18 protein-coding genes, 1 rRNA gene and 1 riboswitch are annotated in these 20,941 nt (G+C 71.1%); of the genes, 4 read left to right on the top strand and 15 right to left on the bottom strand.

The window, feature by feature from the left end; all coding sequences use genetic code 11:
- The 8 genes from ACH34S_RS33795 to ACH34S_RS33760 all read right to left on the bottom strand — a co-directional run.
- Positions 1 to 104 (bottom strand): 16S ribosomal RNA (locus ACH34S_RS33795); the annotation flags it as partial.
- Between the two features lie 718 nt (positions 105 to 822).
- Complete coding sequence (locus tag ACH34S_RS33790) at positions 823 to 1,179, bottom strand: hypothetical protein (protein ID WP_395956927.1); 357 nt, start codon at positions 1,177 to 1,179, stop codon at positions 823 to 825.
- A 78-nt stretch (positions 1,180 to 1,257) separates the two neighbouring features.
- Positions 1,258 to 1,845, bottom strand: coding sequence for a phospholipid scramblase-related protein (locus ACH34S_RS33785; protein WP_395956926.1), 588 nt, complete (start codon positions 1,843 to 1,845; stop codon positions 1,258 to 1,260).
- A gap of 355 nt (positions 1,846 to 2,200) precedes the next feature.
- On the bottom strand, positions 2,201 to 2,797 hold the full coding sequence (locus ACH34S_RS33780) for a phospholipid scramblase-related protein (RefSeq protein ID WP_395956925.1): 597 nt from the start codon (positions 2,795 to 2,797) through the stop codon (positions 2,201 to 2,203).
- A 221-nt stretch (positions 2,798 to 3,018) separates the two neighbouring features.
- Positions 3,019 to 4,647: a chaperonin GroEL gene (gene groL / locus ACH34S_RS33775; RefSeq protein WP_395956924.1), complete on the bottom strand. Its 1,629-nt coding sequence runs from the start codon at positions 4,645 to 4,647 to the stop codon at positions 3,019 to 3,021.
- 439 nt (positions 4,648 to 5,086) lie between these two features.
- The gene (locus ACH34S_RS33770; protein WP_395956923.1) at positions 5,087 to 5,365 is read right to left on the bottom strand and encodes a MoaD/ThiS family protein; all 279 of its coding nucleotides are present in this window, start codon (positions 5,363 to 5,365) and stop codon (positions 5,087 to 5,089) included.
- Positions 5,366 to 5,376: 11 nt separating this feature from the next.
- Positions 5,377 to 6,621, bottom strand: coding sequence for a threonine synthase (gene thrC / locus ACH34S_RS33765; RefSeq protein WP_395956922.1), 1,245 nt, complete (start codon positions 6,619 to 6,621; stop codon positions 5,377 to 5,379).
- A 16-nt stretch (positions 6,622 to 6,637) separates the two neighbouring features.
- Positions 6,638 to 6,779: riboswitch (SAM riboswitch) on the bottom strand.
- 97 nt (positions 6,780 to 6,876) lie between these two features.
- A complete protein-coding gene (locus tag ACH34S_RS33760; protein WP_395956921.1) occupies positions 6,877 to 7,824 on the bottom strand; it encodes a cation diffusion facilitator family transporter in 948 nt (315 codons plus the stop codon).
- A 110-nt stretch (positions 7,825 to 7,934) separates the two neighbouring features.
- On the opposite strand from ACH34S_RS33760, the gene ACH34S_RS33755 reads away from it, so the two are divergent.
- Positions 7,935 to 9,461 (top strand): trehalose-6-phosphate synthase, encoded by a 1,527-nt coding sequence (locus ACH34S_RS33755; RefSeq protein WP_395956920.1) that lies wholly within the window; start codon positions 7,935 to 7,937, stop codon positions 9,459 to 9,461.
- A 40-nt stretch (positions 9,462 to 9,501) separates the two neighbouring features.
- Here the strand turns inward: ACH34S_RS33755 and ACH34S_RS33750 are convergent, their stop codons facing one another.
- Together ACH34S_RS33750 and ACH34S_RS33745 are read right to left on the bottom strand one after the other, a co-directional pair.
- On the bottom strand, positions 9,502 to 10,521 hold the full coding sequence (locus ACH34S_RS33750; RefSeq protein ID WP_395956919.1) for a sulfotransferase family protein: 1,020 nt from the start codon (positions 10,519 to 10,521) through the stop codon (positions 9,502 to 9,504).
- Between the two features lie 135 nt (positions 10,522 to 10,656).
- Positions 10,657 to 11,208: an RNA polymerase sigma factor gene (locus ACH34S_RS33745; RefSeq protein WP_395956918.1), complete on the bottom strand. Its 552-nt coding sequence runs from the start codon at positions 11,206 to 11,208 to the stop codon at positions 10,657 to 10,659.
- Positions 11,209 to 11,260: 52 nt separating this feature from the next.
- On the opposite strand from ACH34S_RS33745, the gene ACH34S_RS33740 reads away from it, so the two are divergent.
- Together ACH34S_RS33740 and ACH34S_RS33735 are read left to right on the top strand one after the other, a co-directional pair.
- Positions 11,261 to 13,468: a serine/threonine-protein kinase gene (locus ACH34S_RS33740; protein WP_395956917.1), complete on the top strand. Its 2,208-nt coding sequence runs from the start codon at positions 11,261 to 11,263 to the stop codon at positions 13,466 to 13,468.
- Between the two features lie 166 nt (positions 13,469 to 13,634).
- A complete protein-coding gene (locus ACH34S_RS33735; protein WP_395956916.1) occupies positions 13,635 to 14,240 on the top strand; it encodes a PadR family transcriptional regulator in 606 nt (201 codons plus the stop codon).
- Between the two features lie 110 nt (positions 14,241 to 14,350).
- Here ACH34S_RS33735 and ACH34S_RS33730 read toward each other — a convergent pair whose 3' ends face one another.
- From ACH34S_RS33730 to ACH34S_RS33720, 3 genes are all read right to left on the bottom strand, one after another.
- On the bottom strand, positions 14,351 to 15,271 hold the full coding sequence (locus tag ACH34S_RS33730; RefSeq protein ID WP_395956915.1) for a hypothetical protein: 921 nt from the start codon (positions 15,269 to 15,271) through the stop codon (positions 14,351 to 14,353).
- 296 nt (positions 15,272 to 15,567) lie between these two features.
- Positions 15,568 to 16,377 (bottom strand): trehalose-phosphatase, encoded by an 810-nt coding sequence (gene otsB, locus ACH34S_RS33725; protein ID WP_395956914.1) that lies wholly within the window; start codon positions 16,375 to 16,377, stop codon positions 15,568 to 15,570.
- 207 nt (positions 16,378 to 16,584) lie between these two features.
- Positions 16,585 to 16,908: a DUF3263 domain-containing protein gene (locus ACH34S_RS33720; protein WP_207936120.1), complete on the bottom strand. Its 324-nt coding sequence runs from the start codon at positions 16,906 to 16,908 to the stop codon at positions 16,585 to 16,587.
- A 334-nt stretch (positions 16,909 to 17,242) separates the two neighbouring features.
- Between ACH34S_RS33720 and ACH34S_RS33715 the strand changes: the two genes are divergently transcribed.
- Positions 17,243 to 17,833: a MarR family winged helix-turn-helix transcriptional regulator gene (locus tag ACH34S_RS33715; protein WP_395956913.1), complete on the top strand. Its 591-nt coding sequence runs from the start codon at positions 17,243 to 17,245 to the stop codon at positions 17,831 to 17,833.
- Positions 17,834 to 18,097: 264 nt separating this feature from the next.
- Here the strand turns inward: ACH34S_RS33715 and ACH34S_RS33710 are convergent, their stop codons facing one another.
- Together ACH34S_RS33710 and ACH34S_RS33705 are read right to left on the bottom strand one after the other, a co-directional pair.
- On the bottom strand, positions 18,098 to 18,400 hold the full coding sequence (locus tag ACH34S_RS33710) for a hypothetical protein (RefSeq protein ID WP_395956912.1): 303 nt from the start codon (positions 18,398 to 18,400) through the stop codon (positions 18,098 to 18,100).
- Positions 18,401 to 18,558: 158 nt separating this feature from the next.
- On the bottom strand, positions 18,559 to 20,844 hold the full coding sequence (locus ACH34S_RS33705) for a S8 family peptidase (protein ID WP_395956911.1): 2,286 nt from the start codon (positions 20,842 to 20,844) through the stop codon (positions 18,559 to 18,561).
- Between the last annotated feature and the right edge of the window lie 97 nt (positions 20,845 to 20,941).

Raw genomic sequence — 20,941 nt, 5'->3', positions numbered from 1 at the left:
CCGTTCGCCGCTCGAGTACCCCCGAAGGGGCCTTTCCGCTCGACTTGCATGTGTTAAGCACGCCGCCAGCGTTCGTCCTGAGCCAGGATCAAACTCTCCATTAAGGCCAAACGACCAACCGAAAGGGGCGAACCTCCCGGCGGCCAAACCTCGGAAACAATCCCAGCATCACCAACCCCCCAAAAGAGGGCCGGCATTGCCTCAAAGAAATCCCTGAACCATCCGAAGACAGCCCACGGGGACGACCCAACCCCCGCAAAAGCAGGACCGGGCCGTATAAAGGCACTGGCTTTTAACACGCTGTTGAGTTCTCAAGAAACGGACACCCACCGTGCTAGATCCGCTTTCGCGTTTCCCGCTCCGGGGCGACTCGCTTTACTTTACCGGATTCGGCCGAACTGTCAATTTCGGCCTTTTCCGTTGCCTCGGCCGTTGCCACTTGCGTGGCTTCTTCCGGGGCGGTGGTTCTATTTCACCAGATTTGGCTCGTTTGTCAAAACCGAGCCTTTCCGTCCCACCACGACAGTCCGGACGCGACGAAGCCGCGTCGGCTGGTTCGGTAGTGGGTTCCCCTCGGGCCGGCCGCCTATCGGCGTCCGCTACCCCGTGGGGCGAAGTGAACAGTATGCCCCTGAGGTGCGAACGTCAAACCGGCTCGGGCGTTCCGGCGGCGTCGAATCGGCCGGAGCACCGTCGCGGGTCGGCTCGCGCGCTCGTCCTACCTTGGGTTTTGTCCGATCTTGTACCGGCCTGTCACCCGTTCGAACGCCTGCCGGCCCGCCAATATTTCTTTTTGGCAACGACAGCGCCGCGCGCGGCCGTCTACGGCTTGGCCAGGTATCCGCCGATGAAGAGGACGCCTTCGGCCAGGACCCAGATGATGGCGGCCACGGTCAGAAGGGCGTCCAGCCGGTCGGGCCTCTGCCGCACACCCGGCACTGCCCAGCCCGTCACCGCGACGACGAGGGCCAGGACGGCCACCGGTGCCGAGAGGCGGACGGCATCGTCGAATCCCGCGCTGCATCCCGGGTCGCGCTGTTCGGCCTCGCCGCAGAATGCGGTGGCGCCCCAGCCGCCGAGTGCGGAGAAGACCCAGAGCAGGGCGAGCACGCAGTTGGCGATCGTCGGAATCGCCGGCGAGATCCACCAGCTGTTCGGACGCCCGGGCGTGGCCTGCACGAAATGGAACGTACCTCGCGGCGGCAGGGCCCGTGAAGCCCTGGCCGGAAGGGCCTGGGCGAGCGCGAAGGCCGCGCATCAGGTGATCTCTTTGGCCTCGTGCAGGTTCATGTCCATGACGATCGCCGTCATGACGGCCATGGTCCGCAGCGGGTCGGGAACGGGGTCGAAGATCTCCACGGCGTACTTGTCGGCCGTCGTCAGCAGGTGGGTGGCGAGGCCGGCCCATTTCTTCCGGACGTGGGCGACCTTGGAGCCGTCGGTGTCGGTCACCTCGAAATTGTTCCGGGGCACGTCGACCGAGACGGCGCCGATCAGGGTTCCTTCGCCGTCGTAGACGACATAGCGGCGCCCGACCCGTTCGGTGACGAACGAGCCGAAGGCGTCGCCGTCCGGGTTGAGGATCTCGGTGTATTCCCGTCCCCGCTGCTTGTCGATGATCAGGACGGGAGCTCCGTCGGGGGTCGTCAGCACGACGGCCCGGGCGTCGAGGTTCGATTTGCCGGCGAGCACGCCCCGCATGTCGGCGCGTCCCTGGTCGTCGGTTGGGGCCGCGACGGCGAGGACGATGCCATCGCGGTCGAGCACCCTGTACCTCGATTTGGCGAACGGGCCCCGCCGAGGCTGTTCGACCTTGAGCACCGAGGAGCTGAACACTTCGTTCACGCGTTCTCCCGTCTCATCGGCCGCTCAGGCGACCTTCTGTTCACGTCCCGGCGGCGCGTCGGCACTTGCGGGCGCGCCACTCCGTCCAACCGGCGATCCTGCCAAGCCCGGCCCCTCAGTGGAAGCACATTCCGGGGTCGGCCGGCCTCGGCGGAGGCCGGTCGCCCGGTTGACCTGCGGCAGGCGGTTGTGAGTGTGCCGTCAGGGGAACCGACTTGTGTCCGCGGGAATGCGCCGCCGTCCACGGGCACGTCCGATGACGGTTGCTTTTCACCCCCTGGCAGCCGGTTGCCCGCCTGCGTGTCCCTGGCGCGGGTCGCCTCCGGTGGTCGTGCGTCATGGGGTTTCGGGGTCATCAGGCGAAGACGTCGGGGACGCTCTTGCCTTCGTAGAGGATCAGGTCGAGGGCGATCGGTGCCGCTATGACGAGAATGCGCAGCGGGTCGGGCGGGCTGTGGAAGAACGTCACCGCGTACCGGTCCGCGGTGGTGAGCAGTTCTGTCGCCGCGCCCTTCCACTTCTTGTCCACCTGCGCGACGTGGGTTCCGGCGGTGTCGAGCACTTTGAACTTGCGGGCGAGCCTGTTGCCCTCCAGGCGCCCGACAGGCTGTTCCGCCGCGTTGAGCAGCTGATACAGCCATTGGTAGCGGTCCTGCCGGATCGAGCCGTGCAGGACGCCGTCCGGTGTGCTGACCCAGGTCGAGCGGGCGTTCTTCGGGCGTTCGATCGCCAGTACCGGTGTGCCCCGGGCGTCCTCGACCTGGACGGTCCGCTGGCCGCCGCCGTCGAGCATGACCGCCCGCCACGCCTGGCGCCGGAGCGACACCTCGCGCTCTTCGGCCCTGGCCACCAGGACGCCGCCCGCGTCGAACACCTTGTACTGGGACTTCGCGGAAGGGACTCGTCGCGGCTGGTCGATCCTGAGCACGGGAGAACTGAAGAGATCGCTCACATGTCCCCTTAACGCTGTGCTGCTGCGGGGGCGTCCGGTCCGGGACTGCGCCGCCCCCGGCACCGGGCCGAACGCCCTGATCATCTTGTGGGACGTGTGAGCGTCCACGCAGGTTCGCCTGGCCGCGCGGCGGAATGCGCGAATGCCGAAGGGACGGCCCCGTGCGGGACCGTCCCTTCGGATGCGTGCCGAGTCGGACGCCAGGACCTGATCGGGTCGGATCAGAAGTCCATGCCGCCGGCGTCGGGCATGCCGCCCGCCGGGGCCGGGTTCTTCTCCGGCTTCTCGGCGATGACCGCCTCGGTGGTCAGGAACAGCGCGGCGATCGACGACGCGTTCTGCAGCGCGGACCGGGTCACCTTGGCCGGGTCGAGAATCCCCGCCTCGAACATGTTGGTGTACTCGCCGGTCGCGGCGTTGAGGCCCTCACCCGGGGTCAGGTTGCGGACCCGCTCCACCACGACGCCGCCCTCAAGGCCGGCGTTCACGGCGATCTGCTTCAGCGGCTCCTCCAGAGCGCGCTTGACGATGTTCGCGCCGGTGGCCTCGTCGCCGGTGAGCTCCAGCTTGTCGAACGCCTTGGTGCCGGCCTGCAGCAGCGCCACGCCACCACCGGGGACGATGCCCTCCTCGACCGCGGCCTTCGCGTTGCGGACGGCGTCCTCGATGCGGTGCTTGCGCTCCTTGAGCTCCACCTCGGTCGCGGCACCGGCCTTGATCACCGCGACACCGCCCGCGAGCTTGGCCAGGCGCTCCTGGAGCTTCTCGCGGTCGTAGTCGGAGTCGGTGTTGTCGATCTCGGTGCGGATCTGGTTGACCCGGCCCGCGATCTCGTTGGCGTCACCGGCGCCGTCCACGATGGTGGTCTCGTCCTTGGCGATGACGATCTTGCGCGCCCGGCCGAGCATGTCGACCGTGGTGTTCTCCAGCTTGAGGCCGACGTCCTCGCTGATGACCTGGCCGCCGGTCAGCGTGGCGATGTCGCCCAGCATGGCCTTGCGGCGGTCGCCGAAGCCCGGGGCCTTCACGGCCACGGACTTGAAGATCCCGCGGATCTTGTTGACGACCAGGGTGGCCAGGGCCTCGCCCTCGACGTCCTCCGCGATGATCAGCAGCGGCTTGCCGGACTGCATGACGCCCTCGAGGACGGGCAGCAGGTCCTTGTTGGCCGACACCTTGCCCTGAACGATCAGGATGTACGGGTCTTCGAGGACCGCCTCCATCCGCTCGGGGTCGGTCACGAAGTAGTGCGAGATGTAGCCCTTGTCGAAGCGCATCCCCTCGGTGAGCTCGAGCTCCAGACCGAAGGTCTGGCTCTCCTCGACCGTGATGACGCCTTCCTTGCCGACCTTGTCCATCGCCTCGGCGATCATCTCGCCGATCTGCGGGTCGCCGGCGGAGATGGAGGCCGTGGAGGCGATCTGCTCCTTGGTCTCCACGTCCTTGGCGAGCTTGGACAGCTCCTCGCTCACCCGCTCGACCGCGGACTCGATGCCGCGCTTCAGCGACATCGGGTTGGCGCCGGCCGCCACGTTCCGCAGGCCCTCGCGCACGAGCGCCTGGGCCAGGACGGTGGCGGTGGTGGTGCCGTCACCCGCGACGTCGTCGGTCTTCTTGGCGACTTCCTTGACGAGCTCGGCGCCGATCTTCTCCCACGGGTCCTCGAGCTCGATCTCCTTGGCGATCGACACACCGTCGTTCGTGATCGTGGGGGCGCCCCACTTCTTCTCCAGCACGACGTTGCGGCCCTTGGGACCAAGGGTCACCTTGACGGCGTCGGCGAGCTGGTTCATGCCGCGCTCAAGACCGCGGCGGGCCTCCTCGTCGAACGCGATCATCTTTGCAGCCATAGGCTCCAGTCCTCCCGGAACAAGGTGGCTTAGACGGATCGAGCCGACGCCCGCGACGGACGGCCCCCGCCGACGACTGCCATTCCGTCGCCGAACTGGGGCCTCATCGCCCCGACCCAGACTGTGAAGTTGTCACTCCCCACAGCAGAGTGCCAACCGTTTTTTAGCACTCTACCCTGCCGAGTGCAAGCAATGCGCATCGTCGTTGGCGGAACCGTCACCGGGCTGACCCAACCCGTTCTCACCTGCGTCGGAGCCGTGCTCGGCGACGTCAGGGGTGTGCGGCTGTGCCGGAGCGAGGGGTATGGGTGGCGCAAGTCGGTGCGCCGCGTGGCGAGGGGCGTGGCGGTTTGGGCGGGTTCGGGAGCGTCGCGGCGCTACGGCGGTGGGCGAACGCAAAACCCGGCCCCGAGGAAGTGTCGGGGCCGGGGTTTCGGTGTCAGCCGCCGGCTACGGCGGGGATGATCGAGATCTGGGCGCCGTCGGGGGTCGGGGTGTCGAGGCCGTCGGCGAAGCGGACGTCCTCGTCGCCGACGTAGACGTTGACGAAGCGGCGGATCTTGCCGGCGTCGTCGAGGATGCGGGCGGAGATGCCGGTGTAGCTGGCCTCCAGGTCGGCGACGACCGCGCGCAGGGTGGCGCCCTCGGCCTTCACCTCCGATTCGCCGCCGGTGTAGGTCCGCAGGATCGTCGGGATACGGACGGACACGCTGCTCATGGTGCTCCTTTTCAGGCGAGGCCCGCGGCGCGGAACGCTTCCAGGGACGGTGCGATGTTCGCGGACGGCGCGACGACGGGTGCGACGGCGTCCAGGGTCTTCAGGCCGTCCCCGGAGTTGATGATCACGGTTTCGGCGGACGGGTCGAGGGCCCCGGAGGCGATCAGCTTGCGGAGGGTCGCGACGGTGACGCCGCCCGCGGTCTCGCCGAAGATGCCCTCGGTGCGGGCGAGGAGGCGGATGCCCTCGACCACCTCGGCGTCGCTGACGTCCTCGACGGAGCCGTTGGTGCGGCGGGTGACGTCCAGGACGTACGGGCCGTCGGCGGGGTTGCCGATCGCGAGGGACTTGGCGATCGTGTCGGGCTTCACCGGGCGGATCACGTCGTGGCCCGCCTTGAAGGCGTCGGCGACCGGGGCGCAGCCGGTGGCCTGGGCGCCGAAGACCCGGTAGGGCTTGTCCTCGACGAGGTTCAGCTTGATCAGTTCCTGGAAGGCCTTGTCGATCTTGGTGAGCTGGGAGCCGGACGCGACCGGGACGACGATCTGGTCCGGCAGCCGCCAGCCGAGCTGCTCGGCGATCTCGTAGCCGAGGGTCTTGGAGCCCTCCGCGTAGTAGGGCCGGACGTTGACGTTGACGAACGCCCAGTCGTCCTGCTCCCCGGCGATCTCGGAGGCGAGGCGGTTGACGTCGTCGTAGTTGCCGTCGACGGTGACGAACGTCCCGCCGTAGACCGCGGTCGTGATGATCTTCTGCGCTTCGAGGTTCGACGGGACGAACACGGCGCTGCGGATCCCGGCGCGGGCCGCCGCGGCGGCGACGGCGTTGGCGAGGTTGCCGGTGGACGGGCAGGCCAGCACCTTGAAGCCGAGCTCGCGGGCGGCGGCGAGCGCCACGGCGACGACGCGGTCCTTGAACGAGTGGGTCGGGTTGCCGCTGTCGTCCTTCACCCAGAGACTCTGCAGGCCGAGGCTCTCGGCGAGGTTGTCGGCGCGGACCAGGCGGGTGAAGCCGGGCTCGGTGTTGGGTGTCTCCGTGATGGAGGACGGGACGGGCAGCAGGCCCTTGTAGCGCCAGATGTTGCGCGGACCGGACTCGATGCTCGCGCGCGTGACTCCCCCGAAGTCGTAGGCGATCTCCAGGGGGCCGAAACACTCTTCACAGGCGTAGTGAGGCCCGAGATCGCGGGCCGCGCCGCACTCGCGGCAGCTGAGGCCGGTGGCCGGTCCGAGGTCTGCGGCAGGCGTGATGGCCATGAGAGCGAGGCCTTTCTTCCCATCTTTCCTGCGCCACCTTGGTCGCAGGCCGGAGTTGGCACCATCTCCCGGCCGGCCTCGCAGGATCGCGAGCGCGCCTGAGCCGGGTGGTTGCCGGGGCTTCGTCGGGCCGGTCCCTCCACCCCTCTGGATGAGCGATATTCAGTTGTGAACGCACGAGCCGCTTAGTGCTCGTATGCGTGACTTTACCTGATCTGACCGTATGCCAGACAGGTGGGTCCGTCGAGTGAGACGTTACCCGGCCGCCTTCTTGATCACGCGTGCGTCCGGGTGCTGGGTCGGGTCCAGGAACACGTGGCGGACGGACGGAATCCGCTCCCTGAGCCGCCGGTCGATGTCCCCGGCGACGTCCTCTGCCTGGTCGGCGCTGATGTCGTCGGAGAAGTGCACCTTGGCGGCGACGAGGATCTGCTCGGGGCCGAAATGCATGGTGAGCAGTTCGTCCACGCCGGTCACGCCGGGCGCCCCGGTGATCTCGGCGCGGATGCGGCGCTGCTCGGCGGGATCGGCGGCGCGGCCGATGAGCAGGCCCACGCTCTCGCGTCCGATCGAGAACGCCAGCCCGGCGAGGAGCACGCCGATCAGGACGGACGCGAGACCGTCCCAGAGGTCGGAGCCGGTGATCTCGCGGAGCGTCAGCCCGGCGGCGGCGAGCGCGAGGCCGATCATCGCGGCGGTGTCCTCGAACAGCGCGGTCTTGAACGTGACGTCGGGCGAGCGGCGGACGTGGTCGACGAGGTCGCGGCCATTGTCGCGGGTCTCCTTGCGCGCCTGGTAGTACGCGCGGATCCACGAGGTTCCCTCCAGGACGAAGGCGAGCGCGAGGACGGCGTAGGCCAGCCACACGCTCGTCCCGGTGCCGCCGTTGCCCGTCATGGTCAGGATGCCCTCGAAGACGGAGAACCCCGCTCCGGCCACGAAGATCCCGAACGCGGCGAGCAGCGACCAGACGTAGCGTTCGTTGCCGTATCCGAACGGGTGGCGCGGGTCGGGGGGACGCTCGCTGCGCCGCAGGGAGGCCAGGAGGAAGCTCTGGTTGAGGGTGTCCGCCACGGAGTGCGCGCCTTCCGCGAGCATCGCGCTGGACCCGGCCAGGAGCCCGGCGATGAGCTTGGTGATCGCGAGGATGAGGTTCGCCGCACCGGCGACGAGCACGGTCTTGGTCGTTTCGGCCCTGCTCATTTTGGGGCGGATACCCGGCGCTTTGCCGGCTAATCGCCCGTATGTGGTGTGTGGGGGCGGTGGTGCGGGTCGCTTTGAAGGGGCGCCAGGTCAACTGAGACCCTGCCGGTATGAGCCAAGTGCTGGTGGCGTCCAACCGTGGCCCGGTGTCGTTCTCGCTCTCGGAGGACGGGGAGCTGACCATGCGTCGTGGAGGGGGCGGGTTGGTGTCGGGGCTCGCCGCCGTCACGGGCGCGCCTCGTGATCCCGGTGAGGTCGGCAATCCCGTGCCGGGGGGCGGTGCGGGGGCGGTGGGCGGTGCGGCGGCGGCGGCTTCTGGGGGTGCCTCTCCGGGTGTGCTCTGGGTTTGCGCGAGTCTGGGTGAGGCTGATCGGACGGCTGCGCGGCGGTCACCTGACGGGCGTATCGACCTCGCGGGGTACGAGACGGGCGGCGCGGCGGTGCGGATGCTGGACATCCCAGAGGGGACGTTCCATCGCGCCTACAACTCCGTGGCGAATTCGACGTTGTGGTTCGTCCACCATCTGCTGTACGACACGCCGCGCAGCCCGCATTTCGACGCTCGCACCCGCCGCGACTGGCAGTCCTACGAGGCCTACAACGCGGCGTTCGCCGACGCTCTGGCGCGTGACGCCGCGCCCGGGGCGAAGACCGCGATCCAGGACTACCACCTGTCGCTGGCACCGCGGATGCTCCGCGAGCGGCGTCCGGACCTCAAGATCGTGCACTTCTCGCACACGCCGTGGGCGCCGCCTGAGTATTACCGGCTGCTCCCCGACGACATCGGCTCGCAGGTTCTTCTGGGAATGCTCGGGGCCGACCATGCCGGGTTCCTCACCGAGCGGTGGGCGTCCGCGTTCCTCGACTGTTGCGAAATGCTGCCGGGTGCGCGCGTCGACCGGGGCGCGTGGACGGTGACCCATGCGGGGCACGTCACGCGTGTGGGCGTCCATGGGCTCGGCGTCGACGGGACGGCGTTGCGCCAACGCGCCGCCGAACAGGACGTCGTGGAACGGGCGCGCGCGCTGCGCGAGCAGGTGGGCGGGCGCCAGCTCATCGTGCGCGTCGACCGGACGGAACTCTCCAAGAACATCGTGCGCGGGCTCGCCGCCTACCGGGAGCTGCTCGTCAACCATCCCGAGTGGCGTGGACGCGTGGTGCACCTGGCGTTCGCCTACCCGTCCCGTTACGACCTGCCCGAGTACCGGGAGTACACGGCGTCCGTCGAGCGGACGGCGCAGCAGATCATCGAGGAGTTCGGCACCCCGGACTGGGATCCGCTGATCCTTCAGGTGAACGACGACTATCCGCGTTCGCTGGCCGCCTACCGCCTCGCCGACGTGCTGCTCGTCAACCCGATCAGGGACGGGATGAACCTGGTCGCGAAGGAGGGGCCCGTGCTGTCGCAGCGCGGCTGCGCGCTCGTCCTGTCCAGGGAGGCGGGCGCGGCGGCGGAGCTCGGGGAGGACGCGCTGACGGTCAACCCGTTCGATGTTTCCCAGACTGCCGAGACCCTGCACCGCGCCCTGCTGATGCCGCAGGACGAACGGTCCGAGCGGTGCGGCCGGCTCGCCGCCTCCGCGACCGCCCTCCCGCCGCAGCGCTGGTTCGCCGACCAGCTCGCCGCCCTCGATTGACGGACCCGGCTCGTCGTCCTCGGCTGACAGGCGGAGTGCGTCAGGTGGCGGGGGCGGCTTCCGGGGTCAGGAGGCACTCGACCGGGTTCGGTTCGTGGTGCTGTTTCCAGCGTTCGCGCACCGCGGCCTTGCGCTGGGCCATGCGGCGGTGGGTGCTGACCTTGGCGAAGCGGGTGAGCTGGGACGCGGGCGGCTTGGGCAGGCCGCTCGGCTCGTAGCCGTACTCGGCGAGCCGCTCGCCGAACGCGGCCTCCGCCAGGCTGATCTGCCAGGAGTCGAGGCGCTGCGCCCAGGCTCCGACGCGGTTGGTGGTGAGGGCGTCCTTCGTGCGCCCGTGCCATTTCTTGCGCGGCGGGACGGCCTCCTTCGCGACGCCGTCGGGGTGCGTCATCGCCGGGTCGAACTCCTCGCCGAGGAAACCGCAGAGCCTGGCCAGCTCGTCGGCCGGGTCGGCGACGAGGCGCTCGTACTGCAGCTCGTAGTAGGCGTCGGAGCCGAGACGGCCGGCCAGGCGGCGGCCGTGGTCGATGGCCTCCCGCCAGACACAGATGGCGTGGTGGAAGTCCTGGCCGTACCAGGGCATCTCCTGGAGCGAGGCGACGCAGTCCCGGCCGTCCCGGACGACGTGGACGAACTGCGCGTCCGGGAACATCCGCAGCAGCGCGCCGGCGTGCCGGACGTAGCTCGGACGCTTGTCGCCCCAGCGCGGCTTGCCGAACCGGCGCGCGTACGCGCGGAGCACGACGCCGAGCGCCGAGCCCAGCGTCGGCGGCCCGGCGACGATCTCGTCGGCGACCTCGGCGGCGTCCAGGCCGAGCGCGTGGAACTTGGTCGTCCGGTCACCGGTGATCCAGTCCGCGAGCGCCTGTCTGTTCTCCCTGACCTCCAGGTCACCGAACTCGCACCTCGCCGTATAGGCGGGGAGGAGGAACTTCGTCTCCACCGGGATCGCGACGCGGGGATGCGAGTGCAGCATCAGCTGGAGCAGCGTCGTCCCCGAGCGCGGGCACCCGAGGACGAAGATCGGACGGTCGGGGCGAGGGTCCGGGCCTGAAGACATGCACGGCATGGTGGCCCATCCCCCCGGCCGGGGCCGAAGGGATGGGCGCACCGTTGCCGTCCGGTTGCCGACGTTTGACGGGTGTCGGGTGGCGTGTTCCGGCCGGACGTCCGGCGCCCGGCGATCGGCGTCCGGTCAGCTGTAGGAATCGCCCAGGGTCTGCCTGACCTGCTTGCGCGCCTCGTGGATGCGGGACTTGACCGTGCCGAGCGGCAGCCCGAGCTGCTCGGCGATCTCCGCGTACTCCAGCTGGGACACATCGCGCAGGACGAGCGCCTGGATGAGGTCGGGCTTGCGGGCCTCGAGGTCTTCCATGGCGTCCAGGATGTCGACGCGGGAACCGGCGATGACGCTGGTCCGGCGGGGGTCGGGGCGCTGCTGCGGAAGCTCGCCCGCCTGCTCCACCGAGCGGCGCTTCAGCGACCGGTAGGTGGAGCGGGCGGAGTTGGCGACGACGACGTGCAGCCACGTGCTGAACCTCGACCGGCCCTCGAACCGGTGAATGTTCCGCGCGACCTGGAGCAACGCGTCCTGGCACGCCTCTTCCGCGTCCTGCCGGCAGGGCAGGAAGCGGGAGCTGTGCCGCAGCACGTCCGGCTCGATCTTGCGGAGGAGCTCGTTGAGGGCGCCCTGATCGCCCGCCGCGGCCTTGACCGCCAGCTCCTCGGTCCTCTCGTCGAATGCCATGCCGCCTCAATGCTTGTTCGCACACTCACCCCGTTGTTGGGATGATACGGGAGTGTCTTTCCCACCATCAGTAGGCCGTTACCGGATCGAACGCGTCCTGGGTTCGGGGGCGTTCGCCTCTGTATGGCTGGGGCACGACGACGCCCTGGACTCCCAGGTGGCCATAAAGGTCCTGTCCGGAAGCCTGATCGACGATCTCGATGTGCGCAACCGGTTCCTTGAGGAGGCCCGCATCCTGCGCCGGGCCGACTCCGAGCGGCTGGTCCGGGTGCACGACATCGGGGAGCTGCCGGACGGGCGGCCCTACTTCGTGATGTCGTACGCGGACCGCGGGACGCTCGGCGATCGCATGCGTGAGCGGCCACTTCCGGTCAGCGATGCGGTGCTGCTCGCGGAGGAGATCGCCTACGGCGTCGAGGTGATCAACACGCTGGGCGTGATCCACCGCGATCTGAAGCCGTCCAACGTCCTGTTCCAGTCGACGGCGGACGGCGGCGAGAAGCTGCTGATCGCCGACCTGGGGTTGGCGAAGGCGCTCGCGCACGCGTCCGGGGCGTTCACGCTGCCGGTCGGGACGCCCGGCTACATGTCGCCTGAGCAGGCGCGGTTCGGCGGCGGCCTGGACGTCCGCGCCGACGTGTACGGGCTCGGCGCGCTGACCTACCACATGCTCACCGGACGGGCGCCCGGCCCGGCGCCGGTCAAGACGCCGCCGAGCGAGATGCGCGAGGGCGTGTCGGCCGCGTTCGACCAGGTGATCCTGCGGGCCCTGGAGGTCGAGCGGGAGAAGCGGTGGCCGACCGCCGAGGCGTTCGCCGAGGCGCTGTCCACGTTGCGTCCGACGACTGCACCGGCGTCTGGGGCTGGGCCGGGGTCCGCGTCGGGCGTGCCCGCGCCGTCTTATGTGCCGCCTGCGCCGCGCATCGACGCGGACGCGACCGTCCAGGACTTTTACCGCGACGGCCAGCGCGTCCGCCCGCCGGCGCCGGCAGCGGGTCAGGCGCAGGGCCCTGGCCAGGCGCAGGGACCCGGGCAGGGGCCCGCGCAGGGGCAGGGACCTGGGCAGGGGCCGGGTGGTGGGCCGCGGGATATGCAGACGCGGTTCGACCAGCCCGCCGGGGACGACGACCGCACGTCCGAGATGCGTCTCCCGCCCGGTCCGCAGGACGGCGAGCAGACGGTCGTGGACGACCCGAGCGGACGGGCCACGCCGTTCGGGCAGGGCGAGTCGGCAACGGCCCCCGACAACGGCCGCGCGGGACCGATGCAACCCCCGTATCCCGCGCCGGTTCAGCAGCGACCTGGGTCCGGACACGGCGCCGGTGCCGGTGCCGGTGGGACCAGTGACGGCCACACGGCCGTGTTCCCGATGCAGTCTCCGCAGAACGCCGCGCCGCAGGGCATGCAGCCGATGGGTCCGGGGCCCGCGCAGGGGCAGGGGCAGGGCGGCCAGCAACCCTTTGGAGGCCAGCAGGGCCAGCAGGCTCCGCTGCCTCCCACCGGGTTCCAGGCGCCTCCAGGGCCGGGGCCGGTCCAAGGCCAGGGTCTCGGTCCGGGCAGTGGCGGCAAGTCAGGTCTGCTGGCCAGGCTTCGAGGTGGCGGCGCGGCCGGGCGGCCCGGCGGCGGTGGTGGCGCACCGAAGAAGTTCGTCACGCCGCTGATCATCACCGTGGGCGTCCTGGTGGTCGCGCTGATCGGCGGCCTGGCCCTCGGCGTGCTGTTCTCCGGCGACGACAAGGGCGACGACAAGGACAAGAAGAAGGCGACGTCCGAGATACCGAAGGACTTCGTCGCGATCTCCCACGACACGGGCAAGATCAAGGCCGCGGTGCCGAAGGCCTGGCCGAAGGGGACGGCGGAGTCGACGTGGGCGCCGTCCACCGTCGGCCTCAACGACGCCCAGCCGCGCCCGGTGCTCCGCGCGACGCCGGACAAGGCCTCGTTCCTGGGCAACGGCGAGGGTCCGGGCGTCTTCATCGGCGTGACCACGGACGTGCGGCCCGGCCAGCTGCCGCCGCCGAGCGTGTCCGCCCACCCGCAGTGCACGAAGGCCGAGCCGGAGGACTACACCACCCCTGACAAGGCCCTCAGCGGGACGATCACGCGCTACACCGCCTGCAAGGTCGGCACCAAGTCCGTCACCGAGATCGGCCTGCGCGACAAGTCGGGCAAGTTCGGGCTGTGGATCCGCATCAAGGAGACCGACGACCGCGAGGCGACGAAGGACATCCTCGACAGCCTGAAGGTCACCGGCCCCTGACGGCCGCCCCCACCTCCCTCTCCCCCGCTGACCTGCCAGTTCGCGGCGGCCTTCGAGCCGTTCGCGCTCTTCGCGCTGCCCTCCCCGAAACTTCGGTGTTGCATCGCGACCTGTTATCGATATATCGTTAATGCATCGCAACCGATCACTAGAGAAGGAGACTGCGATGCACGAGCACAAGAGGAGACGGCGCGACGGCTTCCGGGGACCCCAGGAGCGCGAGCGCCGCGGAGATCCGTTCGGGGCCCGAGGCCCCGGCACCCCGGGCGGCGGACCCGGATTCGGTCCAGGCCCCGGCCATCGCGGGCGCGGCGGACGCGGGCGGCGGACCCGGCGCGGGAACGTCCGGGCGGCCCTGCTCGCCCTGCTCGCCGAGCGCGCCATGCACGGCTACGAGATGATCCAGGAGCTGGACGAACGCACCGGCGGCGTCTGGCGTCCGAGCCCCGGTTCGGTCTACCCGACCCTCCAGATGCTGGAGGACGAGGGCCTGGTCACCAGCCAGGAGGACGGCGGCAAGCGGCTGTTCGCCCTCACGGACTCGGGTCGCGAGGAGGCGTCGGCGCAGACCACCGCCCCCTGGGACGAGGTCACCGAGGCCGCCGGCGAGAACGTCATGCGCGGGCGCGAGGCCGTTGGCCAGCTGATGGTCGCGCTCCAGCAGGTCATGTCGGTCGGCAGCGAGGCGCAGAAGGCGCGTGCGCTGGACGTCGTCAACGACGCCCGCCGCCGCCTCTACGGCATCCTCGCCGACGACCCCGAAGCCGAGTAGGCAAGGCACCGGATGGATGGACGCGGAGCAACGCGAACCGCCCGCCCGCCTCACCCGGAACGTCTTCGACTGGAACCGCCGCGGCCTCCCATGGCCGCGGCGGTTTCGCGTCAGCGCGGGAACGGGGCCTGTTTGGCCAGCTGGTCGGCCATGTAGAGCTGCTTCCACACGTACAGGCTCATGTCGTCGCGGGACGCCTCACGCTGGACGGGAACGTCCACCGTGGCGCGCACCAGGTACGTCGCGCCCGGCGGCATGTAGGTGTCGCCGCCCTCGCCGGGGATCGGTTCGCCGCCCGCCAGCCGCCGCACGACCCGGCTCTTGGTCGGCGGGGTGCACATGTCCTCGGGCACGCCGGCCTGCGGCATGCAGCGTCCCCGCGCGTCCGGCGCGACGAGGGTGCGCTTGACGAACACGTCGCCTGGGAAGTCGAGCAGGACCCGCTGGCTCGTCGGGTTCGACAGCAGGTACTCGACGTAGGCGGTCGACGTCCCGGACGGTGGTGACTGGAACGTCGTCGGGACGCCGTCGGCCACACCGCCGCTCACCGCCGCGATCCGGTACTTGGCTCCGTCGGCCGTCCCGACCTCGATGGCCTTCCCGGCGCGGGGCAGCGCCACGTCCGGGCCGCGGGCGCCGGCGGCCGGTCCGATGGCCGTGCCGCCGTCGCCGTCGCCGTCTCCGGAGACGGATCCGCGGGTCAGGACGAGCCCGATCGTGACCAGCCCGGCCAGGACGAGAGCACCCGCCGCGACGAGCCCTCCGCGCCGTCCGTCACGCCGTTCGTCGGGCCGAGGGGTCGTTCCACGCCGTGGTCGTCCGTGCGATCCGAGCCGCACCTGCACGCCGCTCGTTTCCCGGACGCCCATCGGCCCGGTCCCGGTCATGGACGGCGGCTCGTCCCGCTCGACGTAGGCGTCCTGGGCCCCGGGGACGGCCGCCCACGCCGCCTCGTCCCCCCGGTGGCCGGGCGGTCCGGGCTCGGGTCCAGGTTCGCGTCCACGCTTGGGTCCGGGTGGACGGCCCGCCACGTACGTGTCGGTCGGCTGCGGCCCACGCCCCTGCCCGTGCGGGGACGGTGGCGGTGGCGGTGGCGGGGTGGGCGGCGGCCCATGGACGATGGGTCGGGACGGAGCACCCGGCGGTATCGGCGCCCCCGGCGGCGGTCGCCTGATGCCGCCCGGACGGCGCGGGACTTCCGATTCCGTGCCCACCGTCACCCTCCCCGTGGTCGCGCGCGGTCCCCCGTGAACCACATAAGCCGCTATCCAGCATATTTTGGCTCAATTGGATGAATAGTCCACGCCTGCCCCCGAGGTCGCACCGGTCAGAGCGAGCCGGCGAGCGTCTCCAGGAGGTCGACGACGCCGGACGGTCCGTCCACCACCAGGTCCGCCCGTTCGGCCAGGGCCGTGACCTCGGTCGATCCGCTGCACACCAGCACGCCGGGCACGCCCTCCGCGCGCAGCGCCTCGACGGCGTCGAACGCGGCGAGATCACCGAGATCGTCCCCGGCGAACAGGACGGCGGACGGGCGCTCCCCGCGGTCGGCGATGAAGCCGCGCAGCGCCATCCCCTTGTCCATGCCGGGCGGGCGGAGTTCGAGGACGAGCCTGCCGGGCTCCAGGGCGAGCCCGGTGCGTTCGGCGAGCGCGGCGAGGATGCTCCGCAGCCGTTCGAGCGCGACCTCCGGCTCGGCGCACCGGCGGGTGTGGACGGCGAGCGCCTGCCCCTTGTCCTCGACGAAGGTCTCGGGCGGGGCGCCCGCCGCCGCGAGGACGCCGGGCAGCTTGGCGCGCGCCTCGGCGACACCGGGCGGCGGCTCCGGTTCGGTCAGGACGCCGGACTCCCAGCGTTCGAGCCCGTACTGGCCGAGGACTACGAGCCCCTCGATGCCCTCGAACCCGCCGTACTCGACGGCCACGGCGGCGGGACGTCCGGTGACGATCACCAGGGCGCCCACCCGTGGCGCGAGCCGCGCCAGCGCCGGGGCCGCGCCCGGATGGGCCCGGGCCGAGGCCGGGTCGGCGACGATCGGCGCGAGCGTGCCGTCGAAGTCGAAGCCGAGCACGGCCCCGGCCGGGGTCTTGCGGATCGCGTCGAGGCCGCCGGTTCCGGCGGCGGTCGTGGGCGTCATGGAACGGGGAGAGTTCACGGGACCAGTGAACCTTCTTCGCCTGGCGTGTCGCCAGGAACGCGCTGCGTGGCGCGCCGTCCGGCGACGAGGACATCACGAACTCCAGGACGTCAGCGCTTCACGACGTCAGGAGTCCACGGCGTCGGGACTTGAGGAAGGTCCGGAAGTCCGGTGCCGGTCAGCGAGAGCGGGCCGGGACGGGTCGGGTCAGGGGCGGATGCCGAGCCGGCGGGCCGCCCGGCTGCGCTGCCGCTGCGTCCGCATCCGGCGGAGGCGCTTGACGAGCATGGGATCGCACTCCAGCGCCTCGGGTCGGTCGATCAGGATGTTCAGGAGCTGGTAGTACCGCGTCGCCGACATGTCGAACTTCTCGCGGATGGCCTGCTCCTTGGCTCCGGCGTACTTCCACCACTGCCGCTCGAAGGCGAGGATGCGGCGGTCGCGCTCGGAGAGCAGATCTGGGGGGAAGGCGGCGTCGTCCGCGGCGCCTTCGTCATCGGTCACGGGTTGTGCGGCAGGGGCATCGTCCATGCTTCCGTCCTGTGGGGGGACGTCACCGCGGGGGTCACCGGGGGCGTTCGCCGCTCGCATCAGGTCCCCTCTGTGGTTACTGATCCCGGGTCGTCCGGGTTCGGGCGGGTGTCATGTTACGCGTCCGCGCCGACAAGTTCCGGCGGTTCCCGGGGAACGGCGACCGGTGGTTCAGTGCATCACATCCCCGTTCACCTGGGGATCTTTAACGCCGTGTGTCACATGGCCAACGCCTGTCCCACCAGTCCCTGAACGTATGCACACTACATTCGTTAGAGTGAGGGTTCGCAGCGTCCGGCCCTCCGCCATGACCGGGACGAAACGGAGACCTTCCATGCCGACGGACACCTCCGCTCCCGAAGCCGCCGACCCCGTCCTCGCGGACATCGGCGCGGCGCTGTTCCATCTGCGCCGCATCTGGGCCAAGCCCGACCTCATGAAGCGGATCCGCGCGCAGACGCCCGGCGAGCGGCCGCTGCAGATCTCCAACCTGATGGTGGTGAACGCCGTCGCCGCCCTCACCGCGGCCGCCGCCGCTGAGGAATCCGGGCGCGCGGACGACGACCCCGACCGCTCGTGCAGCGAGGTCACCGTCGGCGCCGTCGCGGAGCGGCTGGAGATCGACCCGTCCACGGCGAGCCGGCTGGTGGGCCACGCCATCGACGCCGGGCTCCTGTCGCGGCGCCCCTCGCCCGTCGACGCGCGCCGCGCCAACCTCGGGCTGACCGAGGCCGGACACCGCGTCAAGCAGGTCGCCGACCGGTTCCGCCGCGCCTACCTCGACACGCTCATGACCGGATGGTCGGCGGACGAGCGGGCCGAGTTCGCCCGGCTCCTCACCCGCTTCGCGGACGCGGCCGTCCAGGTACCCCGGTACTCGGACGGCATCGACGAGATCTTCAAGGAAGCCGGCGCCGCCGACTAGCCCGACGATCGCCATCACGGGGGGCGGGGGGCGGACGCGCTCGCCATGCCCGGGGTCGGTGCCGGCGGCCGGGGTCGTGGTGGACGTCGCCGCCACCGTCGTCGCGTCGCCGGGTGTCGTGTCGCTGGGGTGTCGTTGATGTCGCGAGGCCGGTCACCGCTGTCGTCGCGAGGCCGGTCACCGCTGTCGTCGCGACGCTGGTCGACGCCGTCGTCGCGGCCGTTGCGGTGCCGGCCTCTGGGTGGGTTCGGTGTTGCCGCCGGGTCAGGTTCCGTTGCGGAATGTGGAGATGCGCATGAGGTACTCGTCCTCGTCGATCTCGCCGCGGGCGAACCGCTCCGCCAGCACCGACTGCGCCTTGGCCAGCGGGTCTGCCGCCGCCTTGGCCGCCGTGGCGGTGCTGTTCATCCGGCGGCGGATCAGGTAGAACGCCGTCCCCAGCACGGCCAGCCAGAACAGCCCGAACGTGATCGGGAACACCGGCCAGAAGGCCGGGGCGTCCCCGCCGTCGTTCCAGGGGCCGCCGCCCGGGTGCATCGCCGTCGCCGCGGTCACCTGTGTCGCCAACGTCGTCAACATGGTTCATCGACCCTTCCTGTGGTGTTCGGATGAGTCGATGCTCGGCGACCGGTACGGGGGCCTGCATCGTCTGGCCGGAGGCACCCGCGATACGCCCGGTGTAGTACCGCGGGCCATGGGCCTTCCCCCGCGGGGTGCCCGGCGGGTCACCACCAGGGCGGCCGGCGGTCCTCGTCGTCGGAGGTGGGTGAGCGCCGCGAGTGCCGTCCACGCGGCTCGTCGGCCGGCCAGTCCGGCGGGTCGGCCGGGTCCATCGGCCGGCCGGGCCCGAACAGCGGCTCGTCCTCGGCCGGGACGGCGGGGAACGCGCCGGTCGGATCCTCGTCCCCGGGGCGTACGGCCGGGGAGTCGTCCGGCGGGACGGCGGGGAAGGGGGCCGTGTAGTCGCCGTCTGAGGCCGGTTCCAGGCCGTCGAGCGAACCGCGGCGGAACGCCTCCCATTCGTCGTCGGCGGAGGCGAAGCCGGCGTCCTTGGACGAACCGTTGAGGCCGAACCCGTTGAGGCCGCCGGTGCCGTTCGTTCCGTTCGTTCCGCCGGCTCCGTTGCTTCCGTTGCTTCCGTTCAGGTGCTCGCCGTTGTGGCCGTTGGCGGTGTGGCCCGCATGGCCCGCGTGACCGTCCGGGAAGAACTCGCCGGGGTCGAACGGGCGCAACTCGCTCGGCAGGATCGGCGGCTCCTTCAGCGGCGACTCGTCGAGGCCGGACGGGCCGTCCGAATCCCACGAGCCCGTGTCCCACGACTCGGTGTCCCAGGACGAGGCTTCCGTGTCCCAGGATGAGGATTCGGTATCCCAGGAGAGGGAGCCCCACGAGCCGTCCACCGGGTCGGACGGCGGCGCGTCCACCGGCAGGGGGGCGGGAGGCGCCGGGGCGTCCAAGGGCGACGGGTCCGCGGGCGGGATGTCCCGGATGGGCGGCTGCGGGCGCACCTCGGTGCTCTGCCAGAGCGGGACGCTGACCGGCGCGATCTCCGGCGGCCCCGGCTCCGCGGGCGGCGCGGACAGGACCGGCGAGGCGGGCGAGACGGGCGAGGGCGCGCCGGACGGGACGTACGGGATGGACCGCCGAATGGGCGGCGCGGACGGAAGCCCGTACTCGGGGACGGCGTCGGTGTCGGGGCCGTCGTCCTCCGGGCGGCGACGCTGCCGCCAGCCGATCACGAGCCCGAGGACGACCAGCAGCGCACCACCGCCGACGATGAGCGGGAGCAGCAGGCCCGGCCCCTCCCCGGACGACTTCGCGATCGGTCCCGGAGACGGGGCCGGCGGCGGTGTCTCCAGCGGCCCGGTGGAGGTCTTGTTGAGCCGGTGGGCGGCGATGAGCGTGCGGAGGGCGTCGACCGTCCCGCGGCAGGTGGGCGACCCGGTCGGCTGGCCGGGCCGCGCCGGCGACCCCTGGATCAGGGCCTGCCGGACCTCGGCCGGGCTCAGCTTCGGGTAGCGGGACCGCACCAGCGCGGCGACGCCGGCGACCATCGCCGACGAGGCGCTGGTGCCCGTCCCGACGACGTAGCCGCTCCGCGCGTCTGCGCTGACGATGTCGACACCGGGCGCGCAGACGGCGGCGTGCGAGCGCCGGTTGCTGTCCTTCCAGAGGCGCAGCTCGCGGTCGAGCGCGCCGACCGCGATCACCCCGGGATAGGCGGCGGGGAAGTTCTTGCGGTTCGCGCCGGAGCCGTCGTTGCCCGCCGACGCGATCAGGATGACGCCCTTGCCCAGCGCGTACTTGATCGCGTTCTCCTGGGAGGCGGTGCCGTCGTAGAACTGCCGGCCGCCGCCGAGGGACATGTTGATGATGTTCGCGCCGTGGTCGACGGCGTACCGGATGCCCTGGGCGACGGCGTCGCGCTCGGCGCCGCCCGCCTGCTGCTCGCCGTCCTTGCGCAGCGGGTCGTCGTTCTCCAGCGTGACGCGGACGGACAGCACGCGGCTCTGCGGCGCGACGCCCATCATCCCCTGCGACAGCCCCGGCCCGTGGCCGTGGCCGGAGATGATGCTCGCCATCGACGTCCCGTGCAGCCCCCAGTAGCGGGTGCCCGGACGCCGCACGCCGCCGGTGAGGTCGGGGCCGGCGATGACCTGTCCGGTGAGGTCGGGATGGTTCCGGTCGACGCCGGTGTCGAGAACGGCGATGATGACGCCGCGTCCCTTGGAGTACTTCCACGCCTTCGGGGCGCGCAGCGCGTCAAGATGCCATTCACGGCCGCGGATCTGGTCGGCCGCCGCGCCCATGCGCCATCCGGATCCGGTGGAGGTGGCGTTGTGTGGCCGGTGCGCGGCGGCGAGGCCGTCAGCGGTGGCCGTTGCGAGCGGGGCGGCCGTCGCGGCACCGAGCGCCAGGACGGCGAGGGCCGCGGTCGCCCGGGCGGCGGGCCGGTGCGGTGACCCGGCCGGACGGACACGCGCCGGACGGCGTCGACCGGCTTCGGACACGCCGCCGCACCTCCCCTCCCGCCCTCCCGGCGGTTTGCCGCGCTCCACGGCGGGTTGACATTGTGCCACGCGAAACCCGTCCTGGCCGGGGCACTCG

The sequence above is a fragment of the Actinomadura sp. 3N508 genome, from assembly GCF_044326375.1.
Classification (GTDB): Bacteria; Actinomycetota; Actinomycetes; order Streptosporangiales; family Streptosporangiaceae; genus Spirillospora.
The sequence above is the reverse complement of the archived record's forward strand: the minus strand, read 5'-3'. Positions and strand labels throughout refer to the sequence as shown.

Coding starts and splice junctions, on each gene's coding strand:
- groL (WP_395956924.1), bottom strand. CDS start 4,647: ATGGCTGCAAAGATGATCGCGTTCGACGAGGAGGCCCGCCGCGGTCTT.
- ACH34S_RS33720 (WP_207936120.1), bottom strand. CDS start 16,908: ATGGACGATGCCCCTGCCGCACAACCCGTGACCGATGACGAAGGCGCC.
- ACH34S_RS33755 (WP_395956920.1), top strand. CDS start 7,935: ATGAGCCAAGTGCTGGTGGCGTCCAACCGTGGCCCGGTGTCGTTCTCG.
- thrC (WP_395956922.1), bottom strand. CDS start 6,621: ATGGCCATCACGCCTGCCGCAGACCTCGGACCGGCCACCGGCCTCAGC.
- otsB (WP_395956914.1), bottom strand. CDS start 16,377: ATGACGCCCACGACCGCCGCCGGAACCGGCGGCCTCGACGCGATCCGC.
- ACH34S_RS33760 (WP_395956921.1), bottom strand. CDS start 7,824: ATGAGCAGGGCCGAAACGACCAAGACCGTGCTCGTCGCCGGTGCGGCG.
- ACH34S_RS33735 (WP_395956916.1), top strand. CDS start 13,635: ATGCACGAGCACAAGAGGAGACGGCGCGACGGCTTCCGGGGACCCCAG.
- ACH34S_RS33745 (WP_395956918.1), bottom strand. CDS start 11,208: ATGGCATTCGACGAGAGGACCGAGGAGCTGGCGGTCAAGGCCGCGGCG.
- ACH34S_RS33715 (WP_395956913.1), top strand. CDS start 17,243: ATGCCGACGGACACCTCCGCTCCCGAAGCCGCCGACCCCGTCCTCGCG.
- ACH34S_RS33750 (WP_395956919.1), bottom strand. CDS start 10,521: ATGTCTTCAGGCCCGGACCCTCGCCCCGACCGTCCGATCTTCGTCCTC.
- ACH34S_RS33770 (WP_395956923.1), bottom strand. CDS start 5,365: ATGAGCAGCGTGTCCGTCCGTATCCCGACGATCCTGCGGACCTACACC.